The organism is Pseudomonas sp. 1 R 17 (assembly GCF_900067035.1).
Taxonomy (GTDB): Bacteria; Pseudomonadota; Gammaproteobacteria; order Pseudomonadales; family Pseudomonadaceae; genus Aquipseudomonas; species Aquipseudomonas marginalis.
In genome coordinates this window covers 44,610-65,681 of sequence record NZ_FKLB01000065.1, presented here as the reverse complement: position 1 = coordinate 65,681, position 21,072 = coordinate 44,610, and the positions used below count along the sequence as shown (strand labels likewise).

Annotated in this window: 13 protein-coding genes; 9 read left to right on the top strand and 4 right to left on the bottom strand. The window is 60.3% G+C overall.

Features of this window, described 5'->3' with window-relative positions:
- Positions 1 to 78: 78 nt before the first annotated feature.
- The 3 genes from BFP99_RS27505 to BFP99_RS27495 are packed head-to-tail and all read left to right on the top strand — an operon-like array spanning position 79 to position 4,165.
- Positions 79 to 1,446 (top strand): cytochrome C, encoded by a 1,368-nt coding sequence (locus BFP99_RS27505; protein ID WP_065948690.1) that lies wholly within the window; start codon positions 79 to 81, stop codon positions 1,444 to 1,446.
- Positions 1,443 to 1,955 carry a sorbitol dehydrogenase gene (locus BFP99_RS27500; RefSeq protein WP_065927731.1) on the top strand — a complete coding sequence of 171 codons (513 nt, stop codon included), beginning with the start codon at positions 1,443 to 1,445 and terminating at the stop codon, positions 1,953 to 1,955. The genes BFP99_RS27505 and BFP99_RS27500 overlap by 4 nt, the downstream gene beginning before the upstream one ends.
- Positions 1,952 to 4,165: a GMC family oxidoreductase gene (locus tag BFP99_RS27495; protein WP_065948689.1), complete on the top strand. Its 2,214-nt coding sequence runs from the start codon at positions 1,952 to 1,954 to the stop codon at positions 4,163 to 4,165. The genes BFP99_RS27500 and BFP99_RS27495 overlap by 4 nt, the downstream gene beginning before the upstream one ends.
- Before the next feature lie 175 nt (positions 4,166 to 4,340).
- Here BFP99_RS27495 and BFP99_RS27490 read toward each other — a convergent pair whose 3' ends face one another.
- Positions 4,341 to 6,035 (bottom strand): hypothetical protein, encoded by a 1,695-nt coding sequence (locus tag BFP99_RS27490; protein ID WP_141690836.1) that lies wholly within the window; start codon positions 6,033 to 6,035, stop codon positions 4,341 to 4,343.
- Positions 6,036 to 6,378: 343 nt separating this feature from the next.
- Here BFP99_RS27490 and mexE point away from each other — a divergent pair, with 343 nt between their 5' ends.
- From mexE to BFP99_RS27470, 4 genes are all read left to right on the top strand, one after another.
- Positions 6,379 to 7,620, top strand: coding sequence for a multidrug efflux RND transporter periplasmic adaptor subunit MexE (mexE, locus tag BFP99_RS27485; RefSeq protein ID WP_065927800.1), 1,242 nt, complete (start codon positions 6,379 to 6,381; stop codon positions 7,618 to 7,620).
- A gap of 15 nt (positions 7,621 to 7,635) precedes the next feature.
- Positions 7,636 to 10,815: an efflux RND transporter permease subunit gene (locus BFP99_RS27480; RefSeq protein WP_065927735.1), complete on the top strand. Its 3,180-nt coding sequence runs from the start codon at positions 7,636 to 7,638 to the stop codon at positions 10,813 to 10,815.
- Positions 10,812 to 12,227, top strand: a complete 1,416-nt coding sequence (locus BFP99_RS27475; protein WP_065927736.1) for an efflux transporter outer membrane subunit — start codon at positions 10,812 to 10,814, stop codon at positions 12,225 to 12,227. Before BFP99_RS27480 ends, BFP99_RS27475 begins: the two co-directional genes overlap by 4 nt.
- A gap of 299 nt (positions 12,228 to 12,526) precedes the next feature.
- Entirely contained in the window at positions 12,527 to 13,774 is a 1,248-nt protein-coding gene (locus BFP99_RS27470; RefSeq protein WP_065948687.1) for an MFS transporter, read from the top strand.
- 107 nt (positions 13,775 to 13,881) lie between these two features.
- Here the strand turns inward: BFP99_RS27470 and BFP99_RS27465 are convergent, their stop codons facing one another.
- From BFP99_RS27465 to BFP99_RS27455, 3 genes are all read right to left on the bottom strand, one after another.
- Complete coding sequence (locus BFP99_RS27465; protein WP_141690835.1) at positions 13,882 to 15,486, bottom strand: hypothetical protein; 1,605 nt, start codon at positions 15,484 to 15,486, stop codon at positions 13,882 to 13,884.
- A 62-nt stretch (positions 15,487 to 15,548) separates the two neighbouring features.
- Positions 15,549 to 17,717 (bottom strand): hypothetical protein, encoded by a 2,169-nt coding sequence (locus tag BFP99_RS27460; protein ID WP_141690834.1) that lies wholly within the window; start codon positions 17,715 to 17,717, stop codon positions 15,549 to 15,551.
- 100 nt (positions 17,718 to 17,817) lie between these two features.
- Positions 17,818 to 18,834 carry an AraC family transcriptional regulator gene (locus BFP99_RS27455; RefSeq protein WP_065927739.1) on the bottom strand — a complete coding sequence of 339 codons (1,017 nt, stop codon included), beginning with the start codon at positions 18,832 to 18,834 and terminating at the stop codon, positions 17,818 to 17,820.
- Between the two features lie 168 nt (positions 18,835 to 19,002).
- Here BFP99_RS27455 and efeU point away from each other — a divergent pair, with 168 nt between their 5' ends.
- Positions 19,003 to 19,848, top strand: a complete 846-nt coding sequence (efeU, locus tag BFP99_RS27450) for an iron uptake transporter permease EfeU (protein ID WP_027607884.1) — start codon at positions 19,003 to 19,005, stop codon at positions 19,846 to 19,848.
- Between the two features lie 10 nt (positions 19,849 to 19,858).
- Positions 19,859 to 21,061, top strand: a complete 1,203-nt coding sequence (gene efeO / locus BFP99_RS27445; protein ID WP_027607885.1) for an iron uptake system protein EfeO — start codon at positions 19,859 to 19,861, stop codon at positions 21,059 to 21,061.
- Positions 21,062 to 21,072: the final 11 nt, after the last annotated feature.

Here is a 21,072-nt window from a genome sequence, read left to right as displayed (position 1 = left end):
TAGCCCGTGCCAGGAGGCGCATTGAAGAGTCCATGACGGACCCACTGTCTCCCGGCGCCTGATGCCTAGGAGATACCGATGAGAATGGAAACCCATCGCCCCCGGCCCGGGTTCGGCTGTGCGCTGTTTGGCGCGTTGCTGAGCCCCCTGGTCGTCGCGGCCCCCACGTTGTCTACGCAAATACCCTTCGATGTCACGGCGACCCCGCCCTTTTCCCTGTCCAGCCTGCAAGCCAACTTCGATGAAATGTCGTGGCAGACGTTCATCGCGCTGAACTGGCCGGCCCTGGACACGGGTCAACCCAACAGCGCTGTGCAGATCGGCCAGCAGGACGCGGCCACCGTGTGGGAAAGCTATAAGGAGAGCTATCAGATATTCCTGGCCCAAGGGCAGAAGCCGCTGCCCTTTCATGCGCCCGCCAGCGTGCCGAAAGCCTGTGAAGGCAAGGGTTCCGGGCGCTTGCTGCAACAGATGGGCAAGGTTCCGGATGTGCTCGACGAGTTTATCCAGCCGTTTGAAAGCGGCCCCCTGGTGGACCAGAGCGGCGTGTACACGCGCAATGAAATCGTGGTCAACCAAGCCATGTTCGACGGCATCGTCAACAACGGCCTCTACAGCATCCAGGGCCAACAGGCGTTTTTTGCCGCCAGCCCGACCAATGCCGTGGCGTTCAGTTGCGGTAACCCGAGCACCAGTGAGGTGGGCTCGCTGATGGTCAAGGCCGCGTGGAAGGTGTTGGACGGCAACGACAATCCCGCCAGCTTCCATAGTGTCGATGCCCTGGTGTATACGCCGGGCAACAGCGACCCGAGCAAGGGGCCGGTGGTGGCCGAGTCCTGCGTGGCCGAGCCGGTCGGGCTGGTGGGCCTGCATATCGTGCACAAGACCACCAGCGCGCCGCAGTGGGTGTGGTCGACCTTCGAACACGTCGACAATGTGCCGGAAAAGACCACGCCGCCCGCCGAGCGCAAAGGCCCGTACCTGTTCTACAACGCCAGCAGCCAGGCCGAGGTCAACCAGCCGCCGCCCCGGCCATGGAACCCGGCGGTGAAGGCCACGCCCTCGCAGATCGTGCGCGAGATACCGTTGACGGATGAAACCAAGGCCCTCAACACCACCTACCAGACCCTGCTGCGCACGGTGAATCCCAACAGTGTATGGGCCAACTACCAGTTGATCAGCACCCAGTGGCCGACGCTCAGCGGCCAGCCGCCGTGCCAGATCTCCGCAACCCGGCCGCTGGGCAACCCGGCGCCGTCGTTCCTCGCCAATGCCACGCTGGAGACCTATATCCAGGGCACCGTACCCCAGGCGTCGTCCAGTTGCATCGCCTGTCACGGCAATGCCGTCACCCACGTGACCCAGTCGCCGCGCACCAGCTTCGCGGACTTCACCTACCTGCTCGAACGCGCCCAATCCACCGGTGTGACAAGGAGTCAGCCATGAGTACCGACCTGGACAATTTCACCGGCCTGAGCGTGGTGCTCACCGGCATCGATCAGGAACTGCTGGCGCCGTCGGTAGACCCCATCGGCCTGCCCAGCACCTTTCTCAACTTCATCGGCCCGCGTGTCGGGCAAAGCGTGCTCAGCGCCCTGCTGGCCCAGTACGCCACGCTGGCGGCCGAGCAGGCGACACCGCAGCAAATCGGCACAGCGATCCTGATGCAGAACGGCCAACCGGCACCGACGCAAACCGCCCAGGTGGCACGCGCGATCATGAAGCTCTGGCTGCTGGGCGTGTGGTACCAGCCGTATACCCAGGGCGCGTTCCCGCTCGGCGAGCAAACCGTGGTGAGTGACGAAGCCTACACCCAGAGCTGGGCGTGGAGTATTGCCCAGGCCCACCCCATGGGCTACAGCGAGTTCTTCTTCGGCTACTGGAACAGCCCGCCGCCCAGCCTGGAAGACTTCACCGGGGTTAACGCCAGCACGCAGCCAGGAGCATCGTCATGAGTAGCGAACAAGCAGATGTGGTGATTGTCGGTGCGGGCCTTGCGGGCAGCCTCATTGCCTATCAATTGGGCCTGGCCGGGGTGCAAGTGCTGGTGCTGGAATCGGGGCCGGAGATCCCGCCCAATCGCAACCAGTACCTGGAGCGTTTCTATACCGCGACGTTGAAGACGCCCGAATCACCCTACCCGCCGGTGAGCACCTTGAGCCCGCTGCGCAAGCCGGCCGAACAGAACGCACCGCGCGCGACCATCGCCGACCTGATCAATGACAACTGGAAAAACCCCGAGGTCAGCTACCTGGTGCAAAAAGGCCCGCTGCCGTTCACCAGTACCTATGAGCGCGTGGGCGGCGGCACCACCTGGCATTGGGTCGCCACCTGCCTGCGCATGCTGCCGAATGATTTCCGGATGAAATCCCTGTACGGCGTGGGGGTGGACTGGCCGATCAGCTACAACGACCTGCAAAGCGCCTATTGCCGTGCCGAAGCGGAGATCGGTGTGGCGGCGAACGTGGCCGACCAGGCGTACCTGGGCATCACCTTCCCGGCCAACTATGAATACCCGATGACCAGCATCCCGCTGTCGCTGGTCGATGGCAGCTTCGTCAGCGCGGTGCAGGGCCAGTCGTTCGAGGGCCTGCCCTTGGTGGTCAGCCCGACGCCGGCCGGGCGCAACTCGCAGCCGTATGCCGGGCGACGGGTGTGCGCGGGTAACACCAACTGCACACCGATCTGCCCGATCCAGGCCAAGTACGATGCCACGGTGACCATGAACAACGCGCTCAACACCGGCAATGTGCGGGTGCTGTACAAGACCGTGGCGAGCAAGGTCACCGTGGGGGCGGACAACAGCATCAGCGGTATCGAGTTCATCCAGTACCAGCTTGGTGACGGACCACCGACCGGCACCGGCGTTGCGGTGGGGCAACGTTATGTGATCGCCGCCCATGCCATCGAGACGCCCAAGTTGCTGCTCAATTCCACCAGCAGCGCCTGGCCCAACGGCGTGGCCAACAGCAGCGGCCAGGTCGGGCGCAGCCTGGCGGACCACCCGATCTACCTGGCCTGGGGCCTGATGCCCGAGGGCAAGACGGTGTTCCCGTATCGCGGCCCGGTGTCCACCTCCGGCATCGAAAGCCTGCGCGACGGCGCGTTCCGCAGCCAGCGCGCGGCCTGGCGGATCGAGATCGGCAACGAGGGCTTCAACTGGCCGATCGGCGATCCCTACACCACCGTCGCCGACCTGATTGATGGCACCAACGTCAGCAAGACCAACCCGCTGCCAAACACACCGGGCGCGCCCCAGGTGCTGTTCGGCACGGCGCTGGTGCAACAGCTGAACAACCTGCTCACGCGGCAATTTCGGATAGGCTTCCTGGTGGAGCAAGTGGAGGAAGATCCCAATAACGCCAACTGCTATATCGTGCCTTCCGGCCAATACAAGGACCGCCTGGGCATACCCCGCCCGGAAATCCACTACGACCTGTCCGACTACACCAAGGAAGGCTTCAAACAGGCGCGGATCCTGGCCAGCCATGTCATCACCGAACTGCTCGGGGCTACCGAACTGACTGCCGACATCCCGCCCGGGGTGTTCACCTACCAAGGGCAATCCTATTCGTTCCAGGGTGCCGGGCATTTGATGGGCACCTACCGCATGGGGGACGACCCCAAGACCTCGGTGGTGGACAAGACCCAACGCAGTTGGGACCACAACAACCTGTTCCTGGTGGGTGATGGCGTGTTCCCCACCACCGGCACCTCCAACCCAAGCCTGACCATCGCCGCGCTGTCGATCCAGGCCGGCGACACCCTGTGCAACGAGCTCAAGGCCGCGACAGTACAGGTGCAGGCCAACCAGCCATGGCAAGGCACTGGCGTGCAGATCAGCGGCCCGAGCCCGCGCCTGGTGCGGTATGTCAGCAGCAAGTGGCTGGCCAGCCCGGTGGGCGGCATGGTCGATGGCAACGGCAGCCCCGGGCTGATCGCCAAGGCGGGCTACACCTTGCCGGGAGCCAATGAGGGCGCGCTGATTGGCCGTGTGAGCAGCAGCGGGACACCGTTTCTGGTGGGTGACCTGGCGGAGATTCCGGCGGGGCAGACCGGGGAATTGCAGCTGTGCATCAACGATGATCTGGAGGGGCGTTATGGCATTGGGTTGGGGGATAACCAGGGGGCGCTGACGGTGCAGGTGGGGTTCGGTACCGTCTGAGCCTTGGCAAAGGGCCGCCGCCATTTCAGCATAGGTATCTGCACAACTTCGGCTCAACGCTGAACGCCCGGCAGATAGGGCTGTTGTGGCGAGCGGGCTCGCCACAGGGAGATTCGTCAGGATCTGAAAGTTGTGTAGATACCCATGGCCATGCAGCCCTGTGTCCTGCTTATATTCAAAGCGTCTGGCCATTCTCCAGGTCATCTTTATCGATTTTTTTTCTGCGCTTTACCTTCGGTTTATCAACCGAGGGGTAGCGTGCGCGCACTTGCAATTGCAGATCGCGCACATAACCTTCGTCTTCAATCGCCAACAGAAACAAATGTTGAGGCAACTCGCCGGTTTCGTCGTTCCCTAGAATCTGGAACGCATGATCAATCGTATCGAAACTCTGTCCCACCGCAGATACCGGGTCACATAGACCGAAAGCGATAAAGCTGGCCCAGTCCCATCCACTTTTGCTCACATCCAGCAGGATTTTTTTCCCCAACGTCCCCCTGTTAGCGGCGACCAGCAAGCTTTGCAGTGCAAGCGCCGAACTTACGGTGGGCACGGGAGGGGCTAACTTGAACCCTGGCGACTCATGGTAGAACAGGTAATAACCGGTGAGTTCCTGGCTCGACAGAGTGGTCAGTTGGCCCTTTTTGCTGCCGACATCAGCCACCCAGTCCTTTGCGCGCTTTGCTTGAAGCAATGCTACTTTTCTGCAAACCAGGCCACCCACATTCAGCGAAATAATCAGCCCGATGTCGGCTGCGACCCGCGATTCCTCCGGTGTCCCGGCTAAATGAAAGGTGCCCAGGTAAGACTGGGAGGCCGGATAACCGAACTTCGGTATCTGTTTACTGGCCCACTGGGACAGCCATGAATCGACATACGCGCTGAACCTGCCATTCAGTGGATCTTCCTTGACGACGGCGCTGGAAAGGAACTTCGCCATTTGATCTTCACATTGGAGCATTGCCCAATAGATGGACCAAAGCACATCAATCGAGAACGTCAGTGGCGACGTGAGGATTTGCGTCAATTCTTGCCACTGGATCGCCGGTTCTGTATGGCTGAGCAGTTGCAAGTCCCAAGGCGATTCCATGTTGGCGGCAGCCAGCTTGGCGGATGCGTCTACGATTTCACCGAAGCCCCCCGTAACAGGCACGCCGCAGTGATCACGATAAGCCTCTTCACGAATGCGCTCGGCCTCGTTTTGCAAGGTGGCGTAATCCGTATCAGTGGGTCGTTTCTGGTACACCAATGTCTCAAGTAGGGCCGTTGCCTTTGATACTTGGTCTTGCCTTACCAAACCCTCTATTTGCGATAACGTAGCCATGAACGTGCCTGCGAGCCATGCCTTGCCGGACGCCGCAGACAGCGCGTCGTTCGAAGCCCGTTCGAATACTTCAAACGCTTTCAGAAGCTGCTTCGAGCCGGCCAACTTCCGCTCTATTTCAGGCTTTTCGTCTTTCCGCGCGCTGACATATTGATTGTGCTGAGTAATTTTCTTCGTGAGCTGTGCCTGAGCGACAGATGCATCCCAGTCTGCTATCACCTGATTATGGTGTTCCTTTGCCGCATCACGTAGCGCCTGCGCCGCTTTAGTATTTTTTCGATTAAATAACCAACCAAACCCGTAATACTCTTTAGCGAGTTCATTGACGTCCAGTTGATGCCCTTCCAGCGCTTCCTGGGTAGGCTTCAAGGCCTCCAACCGCTCAGTTGAGGCGCGAAGTGGAGTGAGTTTGTCAATGCCCTCAATCTCTCGCTCACCCTTGGTAATCTCTTGCTTCAGCGTAGCGATCTTCGTCCTGATATAGGCACAGAGGTCATTGGCTATCTGGGTAGTGTTTGAACGGTTAAGTATGTGAAGCGAGCTCATAAATGACGTCCCTGTCGAAAGGCGGTGGTCAATACATAGGCGCGGCGGCGCAATTTTTCCGGCGCCAGGCGCCTTGGAGTGCAGGATACTGGCGTCGAAAACCGCATACCAGCCCATATCCCCAGGATGCCGTAAGGGTCATCGGCAATCGTCGTTGCGCCGGCCGCAACAGTCCTTTGTCATCACGCCCATTGATAGCCCCCTAACGAAACCCCCATGCTAGAGGGCTAACCCCGCGCTTATATCATTCCGAATGATAGTTACCTTTGCTTCATTCGATTCGTGACATACCGCCTCGCCGCGCATGATCCGCCCATCTCAAATACATTGGCGGATGCACCTCATGGAACAGTCACTCAAACATTTGCGCTTCCCCCTGGCGATCCTGGCCGTGGTGGTGATGAGCGCGTGCGGCAAGACCCCGGAACAAGCGGCCGCCATGCCACCGGCAAAAGTCAGCGTGGCCAAGGTGCTTGAGCAGCCGGTCAACGAGTGGGATGAATTCACCGGTCGCCTGGAAGCGCCCGAAACCGTACAGATTCGTCCACGGGTCTCTGGCCAGATTGACCAAGTCGCTTTCACCGAAGGCGCTTTGGTCAAGAAAGGCGACCTGCTGTTCCAGATCGACCCGCGTCCGTTCCAGGCCGAAGTGCGCCGCCTGGAAGCCCAACTGGCTCAAACCAAAGCCGCCGCCACCCGCAGCGACAACGAAGCCCAGCGCGGCGAACGCCTGCGCCAGAGCAATGCGATCTCCGCCGAACTGGCCGACTCGCGCACCACCGCCGCCCAGGAAGCCCGCGCCGCCGTCGCCGGGATCCAGGCGCAGTTGGACCTGGCCAAGCTGAACCTGAGCTTCACCCGCGTGACCTCGCCGATCAGCGGCCGCGTCAGCCGTGCCGAAATCACCGCCGGCAACCTGGTGACCGCCGACGTCACCGCGCTGACCAGCGTGGTCTCCACCGACAAGGTCTACGCCTACTTCGACGCCGATGAACGTGTATACCTCAAGTACACCGAACTCGCTCGTCAAGGCCGCCGTGGCGCGACCACCCCGGTGTACCTGGGCCTGTCGAATGAAACCGGCAACCCGCACCTGGGCCAGATGAACTTCGTCGACAACCAGGTCAACCCGGCCACCGGCACCATCCGTGGGCGCGCCGTGTTCGATAACAGCAAGGGCGAATACACCCCTGGCCTGTATGCGCGCCTGAAGCTGGTCGGCAGCGGCACCTACTCCGCCGTGCTGATCAACGACGAGGCCGTCGGCACCGACCTGGGCAAGAAGTTCGTGCTGGTGATGGAAGGCGACAAGCCGGCGTATCGCGCAGTGGAACTGGGGCCGAAGATCGAAGGCTTGCGCATCGTGCGCAGCGGCCTGAACAAGGACGACACCATTATCGTCAAGGGCCTGCAACGCGCACGCCCCGGCTCGCCGGTCGCCCCGGAAACCATCCCGATGGCCAGCAAGGAAACCCTCGCCGCCTTGGCCCAACAACGACAAGCGCTTGAAGCCAGCAACCTGGAGCAAGTGGCGCCGGAAAAAACCGCGCCCAAGCTCGCAGCCGTTGCGTCTCCACGCGGTTAAGGGATACGACTCAAGATGAATTTTTCCAAGTTCTTCATTTCACGGCCGATCTTCGCAGCGGTGCTGTCGCTGCTGATCCTGATCGCCGGTGCGATCTCGCTGTTCCAGTTGCCGATCAGCGAATACCCGGAGGTGGTGCCGCCGACCGTGGTGGTGCGCGCCAACTTCCCGGGCGCCAACCCCAAGGTCATCGGTGAAACCGTGGCCGCGCCGCTGGAGCAAGCCATCACCGGCGTCGAGGGCATGCTGTACATGTCCTCGCAATCGACGGCCGACGGCAAGCTGACCCTGACCATCACCTTCGCCCTGGGCACCGACCTGGACAATGCGCAGGTGCAGGTGCAAAACCGGGTGACACGGACTCAGCCAAAACTGCCTGAGGAAGTGACGCGCATCGGTATCACCGTGGACAAGGCCTCCCCCGACCTGACCATGGTGGTGCACTTGACCTCCCCGGATCAGCGCTACGACATGCTGTACCTGTCCAACTACGCGATCCTCAATATCAAGGATGAGCTGGCCCGCCTGGGCGGCGTCGGCGACGTGCAGTTGTTCGGCATGGGCGACTACTCCCTGCGTGTATGGCTGGATCCGAACAAGACCGCCTCGCGCAACCTGACCGCCACCGATGTGGTCACCGCGATCCGCGAGCAGAACCGCCAGGTGGCAGCCGGTGCCCTGGGCGCCCAGCCTGCACCGTCTGACACCAGCTTCCAGTTATCGGTGAACACCCAGGGCCGCCTGGTCACCGAGGAAGAGTTCGAGAACATTGTGATCCGCGCCGGCGCCAACGGTGAAATCACGCGCCTCAGGGACATCGCCCGGGTCGAGTTGGGATCGAGCCAATACGCACTGCGCTCGCTGATCGATAACCAGCCGGCCGTCGCGATTCCGATTTTCCAGCGCCCCGGCTCCAATGCCATCGACATCTCCAACGATGTGCGCGCCAAGATGGCCGAGCTGAAAAAGAGCTTCCCGGCCGGCATGGATTACCGCATCGCCTATGACCCGACGATCTTTGTGCGCGGTTCCATCGAAGCGGTGGTGCACACCCTGTTCGAAGCGCTGATCCTCGTGGTGCTGGTGGTGATCCTGTTCCTGCAGACCTGGCGCGCCTCGATCATTCCGTTGGTGGCGGTGCCGGTCTCGTTGATCGGGACCTTTGCGGTGATGCACCTGTTCGGCTTCTCGCTCAACGCGCTGTCGCTGTTCGGATTGGTACTGGCCATCGGCATCGTGGTGGACGACGCCATCGTGGTGGTGGAGAACGTCGAACGTAATATCGAGCTGGGCCTGGAGCCGTTCCCGGCGACTGAAAAAGCCATGAGCGAAGTGACCGGGCCGATCATCGCCACGGCGCTGGTGCTGTGTGCGGTGTTCATTCCAGCGGCGTTTATCAGTGGCTTGACCGGGCAGTTCTACAAACAGTTCGCCTTGACCATTGCGATCTCGACGGTGATCTCGGCGTTCAACTCGCTGACCCTGTCCCCTGCCCTGGCCGCCGTGTTGCTGCGCGGTCACGACGCACCGAAGGATCGTTTCTCGAAGGTCCTCGACAAGCTCCTCGGTGGCTGGCTGTTCCGTCCCTTCAACCGCTTTTTCGAAAAGTCCAGCCATGGCTACGTGAGTACCGTACGCCGGGTGATTCGCGGCACGGGCATTGCCCTGTTCGTGTACGCCGGCCTGATGGTGCTGACCTTCTTCGGGTTTGCCCACACCCCGACCGGCTTCGTACCGGCCCAGGATAAGCAATACCTGGTGGCTTTCGCCCAACTGCCCGACGCTGCGAGCCTGGACCGCACCGAAAACGTGATGAAGCGCATGTCGGAGATCGCCCTGAAGCAGCCCGGTGTGGAAGCTGCGATTGCCTTCCCCGGCCTGTCGATCAACGGGTTCACCAACAGCCCGAACAGCGGCATTGTGTTCGTGACCCTGAAGCCGTTCGATGAGCGTAAAGACCCGAGCATGTCCGCTGGGGCAATTGCCGGTGCGTTGAATGGCCAGTACGCCAACATCGAAGAAGCCTACATGGCGATCTTCCCACCGCCGCCGGTACAGGGCCTGGGCACCATCGGCGGGTTCCGCCTGCAGATCGAAGACCGTGGCAACCTCGGCTATGACGAGCTGTACAAAGAAGTGCAGAACGTCATCACCAAGAGCCGTGGCGTGCCCGAGTTGTTCGGCCTGTTCACCAGCTACACGGTCAACGTGCCCCAGGTCGATGCCGCCATCGACCGCGAAAAGGCCAAGACCCACGGCGTGGCGATCAGCGACATCTTCGACACCCTGCAGGTCTACCTGGGTTCCTTGTATGCCAACGACTTCAACCGCTTCGGGCGTACCTACCAGGTCAACGTGCAGGCTGAACAACAGTTCCGCCAGGACGCCGACCAGATCGGCCAGCTGAAAGTACGCAACAACAAGGGCGAGATGATCCCGCTGGCGACCTTTATCAAGGTCAGCGACACCTCGGGGCCGGACCGCGTGATGCACTACAACGGCTTTATCACCGCCGAGATCAACGGCAACGCGGCACCGGGCTACAGCTCCGGCCAGGCCCAGGCGGCGATTGAAAAACTGTTGAAGGATGAACTGCCCAACGGCATGACCTACGAGTGGACCGACCTGACCTATCAGCAAATCCTCTCGGGCAACACTGCGCTGTTCGTGTTCCCGCTCTGCGTACTGCTGGCGTTCCTGGTCCTGGCCGCCCAATACGAAAGCTGGAGCCTGCCGCTGGCGGTGATCCTGATCGTCCCGATGACGCTGCTGTCGGCCATTACCGGGGTAATCATCTCCGGTAGCGACAACAACATCTTCACCCAGATCGGCCTGATCGTACTGGTGGGCCTGGCGTGCAAGAACGCGATTCTGATCGTCGAGTTCGCCAAGGACAAACAGCAGGAAGGCCTCGACCCGCTCGCTGCGGTACTGGAAGCCTGCCGCCTGCGTCTGCGGCCGATCCTGATGACCTCGTTCGCCTTCATCATGGGTGTGGTGCCACTGGTGTTGTCCAGCGGTGCCGGTGCCGAGATGCGTCATGCCATGGGCGTGGCGGTGTTCTCCGGGATGATCGGGGTGACCTTCTTCGGCCTGTTGCTGACACCAGTGTTCTACGTACTGATCCGTCGCTATGTGGAGCGCAGCGAAGCGCGCAAAGCGGCCAAGGCCTTGAAGCTGGAGACACAGCAATGAGTGTGAAAGTATTCCTGCCGAGCTTGCTGGTCCTGGCGCTGAGCGCCTGTGCCGTGGGCCCGGACTACAAGACCCAGACCCCGGAGGCGGCGAACATCACCGCCGCCGCGGACGCCAAGCAGTATGACCACGCCAAGTTCGAAGGCATCTGGTGGCAGCAGTTCGACGACCCGACCCTCAACCAGCTGGTCACACAATCGCTGCAAGGCAACCGTGATCTGCGCGTGGCGTTTGCCCGTCTGCGGGCCGCGCGGGCGATTCGTGATGACGCCAGCAACGACGCCATGCCGACCATTACCAGCCGCGTCAGCAGCGACCAGGGCAAGGGCCAGATCCCCGGCCAGACCACCCGCCGGGTCAAGACCGAGCGTTACGACCTGGGCCTGGACATGGCCTGGGAACTGGACCTGTTCGGGCGCATCCAGCGCAACCTGGAAGCCACCGACGCCGACCAGCAAGCCGCCGAGGCCGACCTGTACCAGCTGCAAGTCACCCTGATTGCCGAACTGGTGGACGCCTACGGCCAACTGCGCGGCGCGCAACTGCGTGAACGCATCGCCCTCGACAACCTGAAGAACCAGCAGGACTCGCGCACCATCACCGTCAGCCTGCGCGACGCCGGTGTGGGTGACCAACTCGACGTGGAGCGTGCCGACGCACGCCTCGCAGCAGTGGAGGCCAGCGTGCCGCAACTGCAGGCCGAACAGGTGCGTGAGCGCAACCGCATCGCCACCCTCCTCGGCCAGCGCCCCGACAAGCTGACCGTGGACCTGGGCCCGAAAGACCTGCCGGCGATTGCCAAGGCGTTGCCGATCGGCGACCCGGGGCAACTGCTGCAACGGCGCCCGGACATCCTCAGCGCCGAACGCAAACTGGCCGCCGCCACCGCGCGTATCGGCGTAGCCAAGGCCGACCTGTTCCCACGGGTCAGCCTCAGCGGGTTCCTCGGCTTCACCGCCGGGCGCGGTTCGCAGATCGGTTCATCCGCCGCAAATGCCTGGGCCCTGGGCCCGAGCATCACCTGGGCCGCCTTCGACCTGGGCAGCGTCCGCGCCCGCCTGCGGGGTGCAGACGCCGAAGCCGATGGCGCCCTGGCGACCTACGAGCAGCAAGTGCTGCTGGCGCTGGAAGAGTCCGAGAATGCCTTCAGCGATTACGGCAAGCGTCAGCAACGCCTGGTCTCGCTGATCCGCCAAAGCGAATCCAGCCGCGCCGCCGCCGACCTCGCCGCGATCCGCTACCGCGAAGGCACCGTGGACTTCCTCGTCCTGCTCGACGCGCAACGCGAACGCCTGGCCGCCGAAGACTCCCAGGCCCAGGCCGAAGTGGACCTGTATCGCGGGATTGTGGCGATCTACAAGGCGCTGGGAGGTGGCTGGAAGCCAGACACCGTCGTGGCGACTGCCAAGTAACGTAAAGAGCTCCTTTGGTTGGTCGCATCCAGCCAATTTTTAGCCCCGTGGCCTATTTGGTCATGGGGCTTTTTTTGTTTGGAGCGTCCTAAAATGTTGAAAGTTACTTCTGTAAGCGAAACAAGAAGTCCTTCGTAGGTCACTTCCTAATACCGCGCTGCGCCTGGCAATCAGGAGTACATGCTTTTTATTGCGGCTGCCATTTTTTCTACAACACAGAAAATGAGGCCTTCTAAAAAAATGGATGCACCTTAAACTTTAAATATCGTCAGCTTAAAAAGACAGATATTTAAATAAAAATGAGCACCCTGAACCCACTCAAAAACAAGCACGACAACCTATATTACTCCTTATCAATCTTTATGAACCTTGATGTCCAAAGAAGCCTGTTTGTACTTTATCTGCTGCAACTTGGAATCACACAAGGAGAAATAGGCATTCTTCAATCTTTTTTATTCTTCTCTTCCGTAGCGTTAGAAATCCCATCCGGTTTGCTCGCGGATCGATATGGTCGTAAATGTTCTCTCATACTCGGCTTTTTAGGGTTATTTATAAGCGGCATTGGATTTCTGCTATTTTCCTCCTTTATTCCTTTCGCCATAATATTTTGTCTGTTCGGCGCCGGCATTGCCATGGGCTCCGGTTCGGACAGGGCATTACTGTATGATAACTTACTGGCCCAGCATCGCGCCGAAGAGTATCCTAAAATACTCTCACGCGCCCGTGCCATTGGTGCGATTTCATTAGGCTTATCTATGCTGCTTGGTGGCGTATTACAAGACACATGGTCTTGGAACAGTGTTTATATTTGTTTTGCGGCATCAAAGCTCATTGGAGCTGTTGTTGTGACATTCATTCCCGAAATGAAGCTCCCGGCGTTCTCACTGAATTTGAATAAAAAAAGTCACAAAATTAATGAAAAAACGGAGGGACATCTCACCTCGCTGATTAATTTTTTTCGGTCTAAAAAAGGCGCATTTCTTATACCTTTGTTTATTGGATATGCTTTATTCGAGCTTTCAACGATCCCCTTGTTCATCTATGGCCAACCCTTTTTTTCCATGCAGGGTTTAGAGGTACCTATCATCGCTGGCATTTATGCTGCTGTTGAAGCCCTGTCGGCATTAATGTTCATGGCTGCTGGCTTTTTTTGTTCTCGTTTTTCTCTCGGCATAATTGCTTTCTCTACCACCCTTATTGCCACCTTTCTTCTTTTCATTCTTTCATTGAATATCGGTACAACCACTTCGGTCGCAAGCTTCCTTCTAATCATGTCGCTCCCTGCCATATATGAAACCTCATACGAAACCTATATTCATGACAATATTGAGTCACACATCCGAGCATCGTGCCTATCTGTTGCGAACCTGGTTAACTCAGTTATTATCGGCATCTCCTATACTGTTTTCGGCGGTTTGTTGGATGCATATGGTTTTTCGGTGACGTTGATCATCGTTGCAGTCTCCTGTTTTGTTGGTTTATTGGGTGTAAGTACAACATTGCTGTCAAGTGGGCAAAAAGACCATTTAAAAAAACAAGAAGCTTGAATCGTCCCAGGTTTTCCACGGGGCCGTCGAGTCGTTGAACTATCGTGGTTTTAAACGGCAAATTTCAGCCAAGCCGTTGCTTCCCCAAGTGCATTCAAACATGCGCTTCAGTGCCACTTGAACACCTCTTGAACGACATCGCTGACAGACCGTGGAGCGTGAGGCCCGTGCCTCCCAGGCCGGGGAACCCGCTCCAGCACCTGGACGATTTTGCCCGTCTGGTCGTGGCGCATCAGTACAAAGCGCGGCAAAGGAGCGCTGCTGACTGCACGCTTGCGAATGATTCTGACGGGCAAGTGTTCGGTAATCACGCCGCCATTGGCCTTGGCCTTGTCCAGTGCCTGTTGAATCGCCTCCACATTTTCCTCGTACAACGCCCGGTTGTTTTTAGCCTGGTCCAGCAACGCAATGCCGAACAGGGTCGAATCGGCGTTATGCGCCTGGGGCGCCTTGGCGAACAAGCTCAAGGTCGCCTCCTGCACCTCGTCCCCCAAGTGGCGAAAGTGCTTGGGGTCCGTGGTGTTGCCCAGGTTGAGCAAGTCTGCAATGTCCTCGCGTCCGCCTTTGATCGCGCCGGAATAGACATAATCCTCATCACCGGGAAAACCATGGGCCTGCTCATGGATCAGTGTGTTGGCCATGGCATCGTCGCTACTCCCCATGCTGCGGTAATAGTCCGTGGCGCCGTTCACATTAACCTCTATGTATTTTTCCTGGCGATAGCCTGCTTTGTAACGGCTATAGGACGACGGCAGGAGCTGGGCCTGCCACTCCGAGCCTTCGTTTTCGAGGAAGTTGATGTTGGAAAGATCCAGCTTGTCCAAATCCACTTTCATGGTGCGCTGCTTGCGTGTAAAGGCAGCCACGACCTCCTCGGAATCCGCGCCGAAGAAGGTTTTGCACACGAATTTGAGGTCTTTCTCGAACTCAGGATCGGACAACGCACTCAAGGCACCATTGAGTCGCTCCCGGGCGATGGGCAGTGCTCGTTCAATGGCTTGACGGCTTTGCTCAAGGAGGGGTGTCGCGGCGGGCGTCCCGGCGGTCTCCAGAGTGGGCAGTTGAGCCGGGTCGTGAGGACGTGGTTGCTCACCGTCAACGGAAGGCCTGCGCATTTTCCGGGGACGCTCGGTGGCAAAAGGCGGCGCGCCCAGTTGCTCCTTCATCGCGGTCTTCCAGGTCGCACGGAGCTCCCCCAGCGGCCTGCCAAGACGAAAAACAGGGCGGCTGCTCAACCATTCGTAGCCTGCCTGTAACGGCTGCTCCAAACCCGCAACAGGGTTGAACAGGTTATTGCTCAGCGCACCAAACGCTCTGGTGGCCGCCGACATCTTGGACAAGGCAGTCTCTGCCCGACTGACAGCCTGCGCCCCTTCCACAACCTCGCCAGCGACCACGGAGCCGATCATCACAGCGTCGAGCGCACAGCCGGTGAGCGCGCCCAGCTCGGTCTTCACGCGCCCGGAGGCGATGTCGTCGTAGCATCCCTTGAACGGAATAAGCAGGTCTTCAATGGTCTTGACCGCTTCCTGCGTGCGCGCCTCGAAACGCTCACGCGGCGTCGTGCCCATGGCGGAGTCCAGGAGTTCCTGGCGATTGAGCACCATGTCATGGCGCCGTACATAGGCGGCAAAATCCCTGGTTTTCTGCGAAAAGTATCCGCCGTCTGCCAATGATCCGCGCCCGCTGCCGGCCGGCAGGGTTTCGCGCAAGGCGCGTATCTGTACCTCGGACTCCCCGGCCCCATGGCCGTCCGCGTGGGATTGCAGTTTCGTCACCCACACACGGGCACCTGCGCTTCGCCTCGGGCCAGTGCCTTGAGGAAATCGGGACGCTCGAAGTACTCGCCCCTCAAGGGCCAAAACTCAAAACATTTCGCATTGTCACCCTGTCCCGCCTGGACGATAAAACCATAGCGCCCCTTTACCCGCTCCGTTTGTTCCGCCGCATCGCTGATGGCCTTTCCTTCGGCGGTGATGGACTCGCCCTCGACCCGGTAAAACGTCAGTTCTTCTCGCTCAAGCAGCTGTCGGTCCTGATAGGGCATTTTGCTGAACAGTTCCTTGAGACGTGTGGTGATGGCTGAGGTGAACGTGTCGCCCCCCGACTTTACCGAACGGTCGAGCATGTCTTTGGTAAACCGAAGCCGATTAAAACCCGCCTGCAGGTCGGCGAGCTCTCCGCCCGTTTCTGCCGTAGTCCCGCCAAAGGGACCGTTGGCCACTTTTTGCGCATACTCACCGTTCTTCAACGCCCCCATCATATGCAGGTCGATCAAGCTCAATTCATGGGAGGGATCAGCCATGAAAAAAGGCATCGGATAGGTATCTCTCTGCACGGGCTTATCCAAGTCTCGCCCTGGGAACACCGCCTTGAGGTCCGCCTGGGCCAAGGCTCTGCGCGTCACGGGAGGGGTCTGCAGGACCGCAGTGGCCTTTTGCGTGGTCTGGATATAGTCCTTGTATTTGCCCGCGCTCTTGCGCAGATCTTCCACGGTGTAACGGTCATCGGCACGGCCCGCGATCACGCCATTGAGCACGCCCCAATCCAGCAACGGATCTGCCTCGGCCGCCTGGAACAACGGCACCAGTGTGGGTGTTGGAGGCTGGAGAGCCGCGCGCTCCAGCACTTGAGCATAGGTCAGGGTCCGACTCGATCCTGGCGCGAGGGCTTCAAGCAGGGCAACGGTTTTCCTCAACACCAGCCAGGCGGGAGAACCGATATGCACGGTGTCGGGGATATCCCGCACCAGAAACTCCGGCGCGACAGTCGCCAGGAATAGATGGCTGACAACCTCCACGGCGTCCGGACTCACGCCTTTGTTCTGCACCAGGTGCATGTGCAGGTCTTTGCGTGCATCGGCCATCTTGAGCCCGGCATTTTGCAGCGAGTACAGGTCATACCCCGCCACGTGATTTCTCTGCTGCCCCAGGTGCGGATCAATACGCAACAGATGGGCGGTGACCTGCAACTGATTGAGCTGCTGTTTGCGCAAACCATCGTGGGGAGCGTTCAGCCCTTCCAGCAAACGGTGCTGGCGGTACACCTTGAGATTCTTCTGGCTGCGTAACCGCCCAAGGATGTGCGCATCGACATCACCGGAAAGAGGCTGCTGTTTATCCAGCCACTGCGGGCCGACGAAGCGTTCAAAGGACCCAACCAGCGTTTGGCGGTCTTGCTGGCTCAGTTTCAGCGGCGAGTCCAGCGCCAGCCAGGGCCCGGTATAGTTGCCCATCGGCGGGCTGGAGGGAAGCGGATGGCGCTGCCAGCCAATCAGGTTGCGAATGACCTTGGCCGAGCGCGGGACATCCTGCCCGTCGGCGTTGGGTAGCGTCACGCGCAGCATCTGCAATGCATCGACTTCGCCCGTGGAATGGAGGATATGTCCGGTGGTTTGCGCCATGTCCAACAGCGTGTCGAAGCGTTTCTTCAAGCCTGGCCGGGCGGATACAGGCTCGCTCAAATCGATCCAGCGCCCTGCACTGTCCAATACCTCCAAGCGTCCATCGAAGATGCGTAGATGGGCGGTCTGGCTGTCGATTCCATATTTTTCCCAGGCCGCCTGCATGCCTGGACGATTTGCCAAAGCGGCCAGGGCCTTGCGCCCACGCTGTACATCGGTCGCCAGCGTGGATCTCGTGACGCTTGAAAAGCGGGTCTCGGCGAGGTCGATAGTGTCCTGATCCGCCTTGCCCTGCACGTGGCGCTCCAAGGCAGCGATCCAGCGTTCCTTATTTCTGGCTTCCAGTATCGCCGTGTCGAGCAGGGCTTGCGAAAAATCGCTGATGCCCTGCAATTGGCCGGGGATGTGATGAACCAGCGTCGAAGGGCGCAGCAAAGGCTCCGGACGGATGACCTCTGGGGAACGATCTGGCTGAATCCCGGTGGCCGTGGATGGAAAACCCACTGCAACGGGTTCAGGCGTAGCAACGACCTTGGACATCAGGAGAACTCGCTTTCACGATTGAAGAGTGTCTACCCTGCCCCGGAAAACGAATGGATGGGATCGGAAAAGTCCTGGCCGCCAGCAGCCTGTGCGCGACTCAACGAGGTTCCCCCAGGATCAAACTGCGGTAATGCCCAGGATTGGACCCCACCCACTTGCGAAACGCCTTATAAAACGAACTGGTATCGGCAAACCCCAACCGGGCCGCGATCTCGGCAAAGCTGATCTGCGGTTCGGCCAGCCACACAATCGCCAACTCCTTGCGCACGCTGTCCTTGAGCCCCTGGTAGCTCTGCCCTTCTTCCGCCAGGCGGCGGCGCAGCGTGGAAGCGGAGATACACAGCGTGGCCGCAAGGCCCTCGGTCTCAGGCCAGGTGTCGGGAGGCATTTGCCGCAGGTCGTGCTTGATGCGTGTAGCCAGGCTGTCGGGGTTGCGGTATTTGACCAGGATGTTGGCCGGCGCATGGCCGAGGAAGCGCTTGAGTTCTTCCGGGCTGCGCTTGATCGGCAGGTCGAGGCAGTCGGCGGAGAAGATCATCCGCGTGCGTGGCCGATCAAAACGCAGGTTGTCGGAAAACATCACCTGGTAGTCATCGCAAAAGTCCGGCTGCGGGCAGCGCAGTTCGATGGCCAGGATCGGGATGCGCCGGCCTGCCAGCCAGCAGGCGACGCCGTGCACGATCATCCAGTAGGTGAAATAGGTGAATGCGCGCTTGGGCGCTGGCTCGGGTTCTTGCAACACAATTTCCGCCAGGCTCTGTTGGCGCACCAGCTGGGCTGGCAGGTGTTCCAGCATCAGCGAGAGGAACCCCAGGCCGGTTTGCAGGCCCGCTGCCAGGCTGGGCTGTGCAATGGCGGCGCGACAAAGGAACTCGAGGCTACCGGACTTGAGCTTGCGCGGGTCCATGCCGAAGAACTCATCGTCCATGCGCCTGGCCAGCAGACGCCACAAACGGGCGTAGGCGGTGGCCGGAACGCGGGCCACGGGCTGTTCCAGCAATGCCGGATCGATCCCGACCTTGCTCAAGGCTTCGACGGTGGCCGGCCCCGGTGCGCAGCTCTGCAACAAGGCTTCGCGCACGAGATGGATGGAGATGGTGTCTTTTTCCGACATGGGAGGTTGGGCAATCCGGCGGCACTCGAGATGCCGTGCATCATAAGGTGGGTTGCGATTCGCCACCACCGTTCAGCCATTGTTCAGCAAACGTCAAGTTTTCCTGTTTAGCAATGAGTATCATTATGTTACAACTTAGCTTCCTACCTACTTAAGCTGCGGTGCCCGATGCTTGTTCCCTTTTTAATCATGCTGCGCGAAGGCATTGAAGCGGCGCTGATCGTCGGCATCATCGCCAGTTACCTGCAACAAACCGGCCGCGGCCAGTGGATGCCCGCCGTATGGATCGGCGTGTTCCTCGCCGCGGCCCTGGCCTTGCTGGTGGGCGGTGGCCTGGAACTGGTCAGTGCCGAGTTTCCGCAGAAGCAGCAGGAATTGTTCGAGGGCATCGTCGGCCTGGTCGCCGTGGGCATCCTCAGCTCCATGGTGTTCTGGATGCGCAAGGTCGCGCGCTCCATCAAGCATTCGCTGCACGCCTCCCTTGACCAGGCGTTGACCGGTTCCAAACACCAGGTCACGGCGCTGATCCTCATGGTGTTCTTTGCCGTCGCTCGTGAAGGCCTGGAAACCGTGTTCTTCCTGCTGGCTGTGTTCCAACAGAGCGAAGGCCCAGGCGCACCGATTGGCGCCCTGCTCGGCCTGGTCCTGGCGATCATCGTCGGCTTCCTGATCTACACCGGCAGCATGCGCCTGAACCTCGGTGCGTTTTTCCGCTGGACCGGCCTGTTCATCCTCGTGGTCGCCGCCGGCATCCTCGCCAATTCGGTGCAAGCCCTGCATGAAGCGGGCGTGTGGAACCACTGGCAGACCGTGCTGTTCGATTTCAGCGCCGAGCTGCCGATGGACAGCCCGCTCGGTTCGGTACTGGCCGGCATGTTCGGCTACCAGGAAGCGCCGACCGTCAGCACCCTGGGCGCCTATCTGATGTATCTGGTGGTGGCGCTGGTGATGTTTTTCCTGCCCGCGGCACCGCCCAAGCCTGCCGCCAGCCCTTCTTCCGTTTCCAGCCAGTAAGGACCGTCTCTTGTCCAACCCAACGCCTCAACCCGCTTCGCCCCCCCGCGCCCTGCGCTGGGCGGTAGCCGGCTCGGTGGTCGTGATGATCGCCGCCGGTGGCCTGTTCTATTACGCCTCGCAGCTGGCGGCCAGCAAGCGCCAGACCAACCACGATGAAATCGCCGTGACCATCCATGGCCATGCCTGCGAGCCCAATGCACTGACGGTGCCGGCCGGCCGTGCGAGCTTTCGCATCATCAACCGCTCTGACCGGGCGGTGGAGTGGGAAATCCTCGACGGCGTGCTGGTGGTCGAAGAACGCGAAAACATCGCCCCCGGCCTGAGCCAGGTGATCAACGCCAACCTGCTGCCAGGCGACTATGCGATCACGTGCGGCCTGCTGAGCAACCCGCGCGGCACCCTGCATGTGACGCCAACCGCAGAATCCGACGCCCAGGCCAAGGCCAAGCCGTCGATGGTGGCGTTTATCGGCCCGCTGTCGGAGTTTCGCGTGTACCTGAGCAGCCAGGGCAGTGCCCTGGTCAAGGCCGTGACCGCCCTGCAACAGGCGATCGATGCCGGTGACCTGGCCCAGGCGCAAGCGCTGTACGTGCCGGCCCGTGAGGCTTACCAACGTCTGGCCCCGGCCTCGCAGCGCCTGGCCGAGCTGGACAACGCCATCAACGCCCGGGCCGATTACTTTGAAAAACGTGAGCAAGACCCGGCCTTCAGCGGCTTCCATCGCCTCGAATACAGCCTGTTCCAGCAACGCAGCCTTGATGGCCTGGGGCCGATTGCGCAGCGCCTGGTCACCGATGTCACCCGCCTCAAACAGCAGTTGCTGGCGCAGTCGCTGCCGCCGGAACAACTGGTGAGCATCGTGGTGCGCAACCTCAACAGCCTGGCGGATGTACGCGCCATCAGCGGTGAAGAAGAGCGCTACAGCCATGTCGACCTGAATGGTTTCGCCGCCAACCTGGAGGCCGCGCACAAGGTGGTCGAACTGATGCGTCCGCTGCTGACCAAGTCCGCCGCCGACCTGCTGCCGACAGTCGACAGCGCCCTCGCCGCCTTCGATGCCGAGCTCCAGGGCTTCAAGCTCGACAAAGGCTACGCCACGTATGACAGCGTTACCGCCGATCAGCGCAAGCAGATCGCCGACAAGGCCAAGGCTCTGGCCGCCGCACTCGATGGAATCGACCCCGCCCTTGGCCTTTCCGGCCTGCAGTGAAGACGACCGCA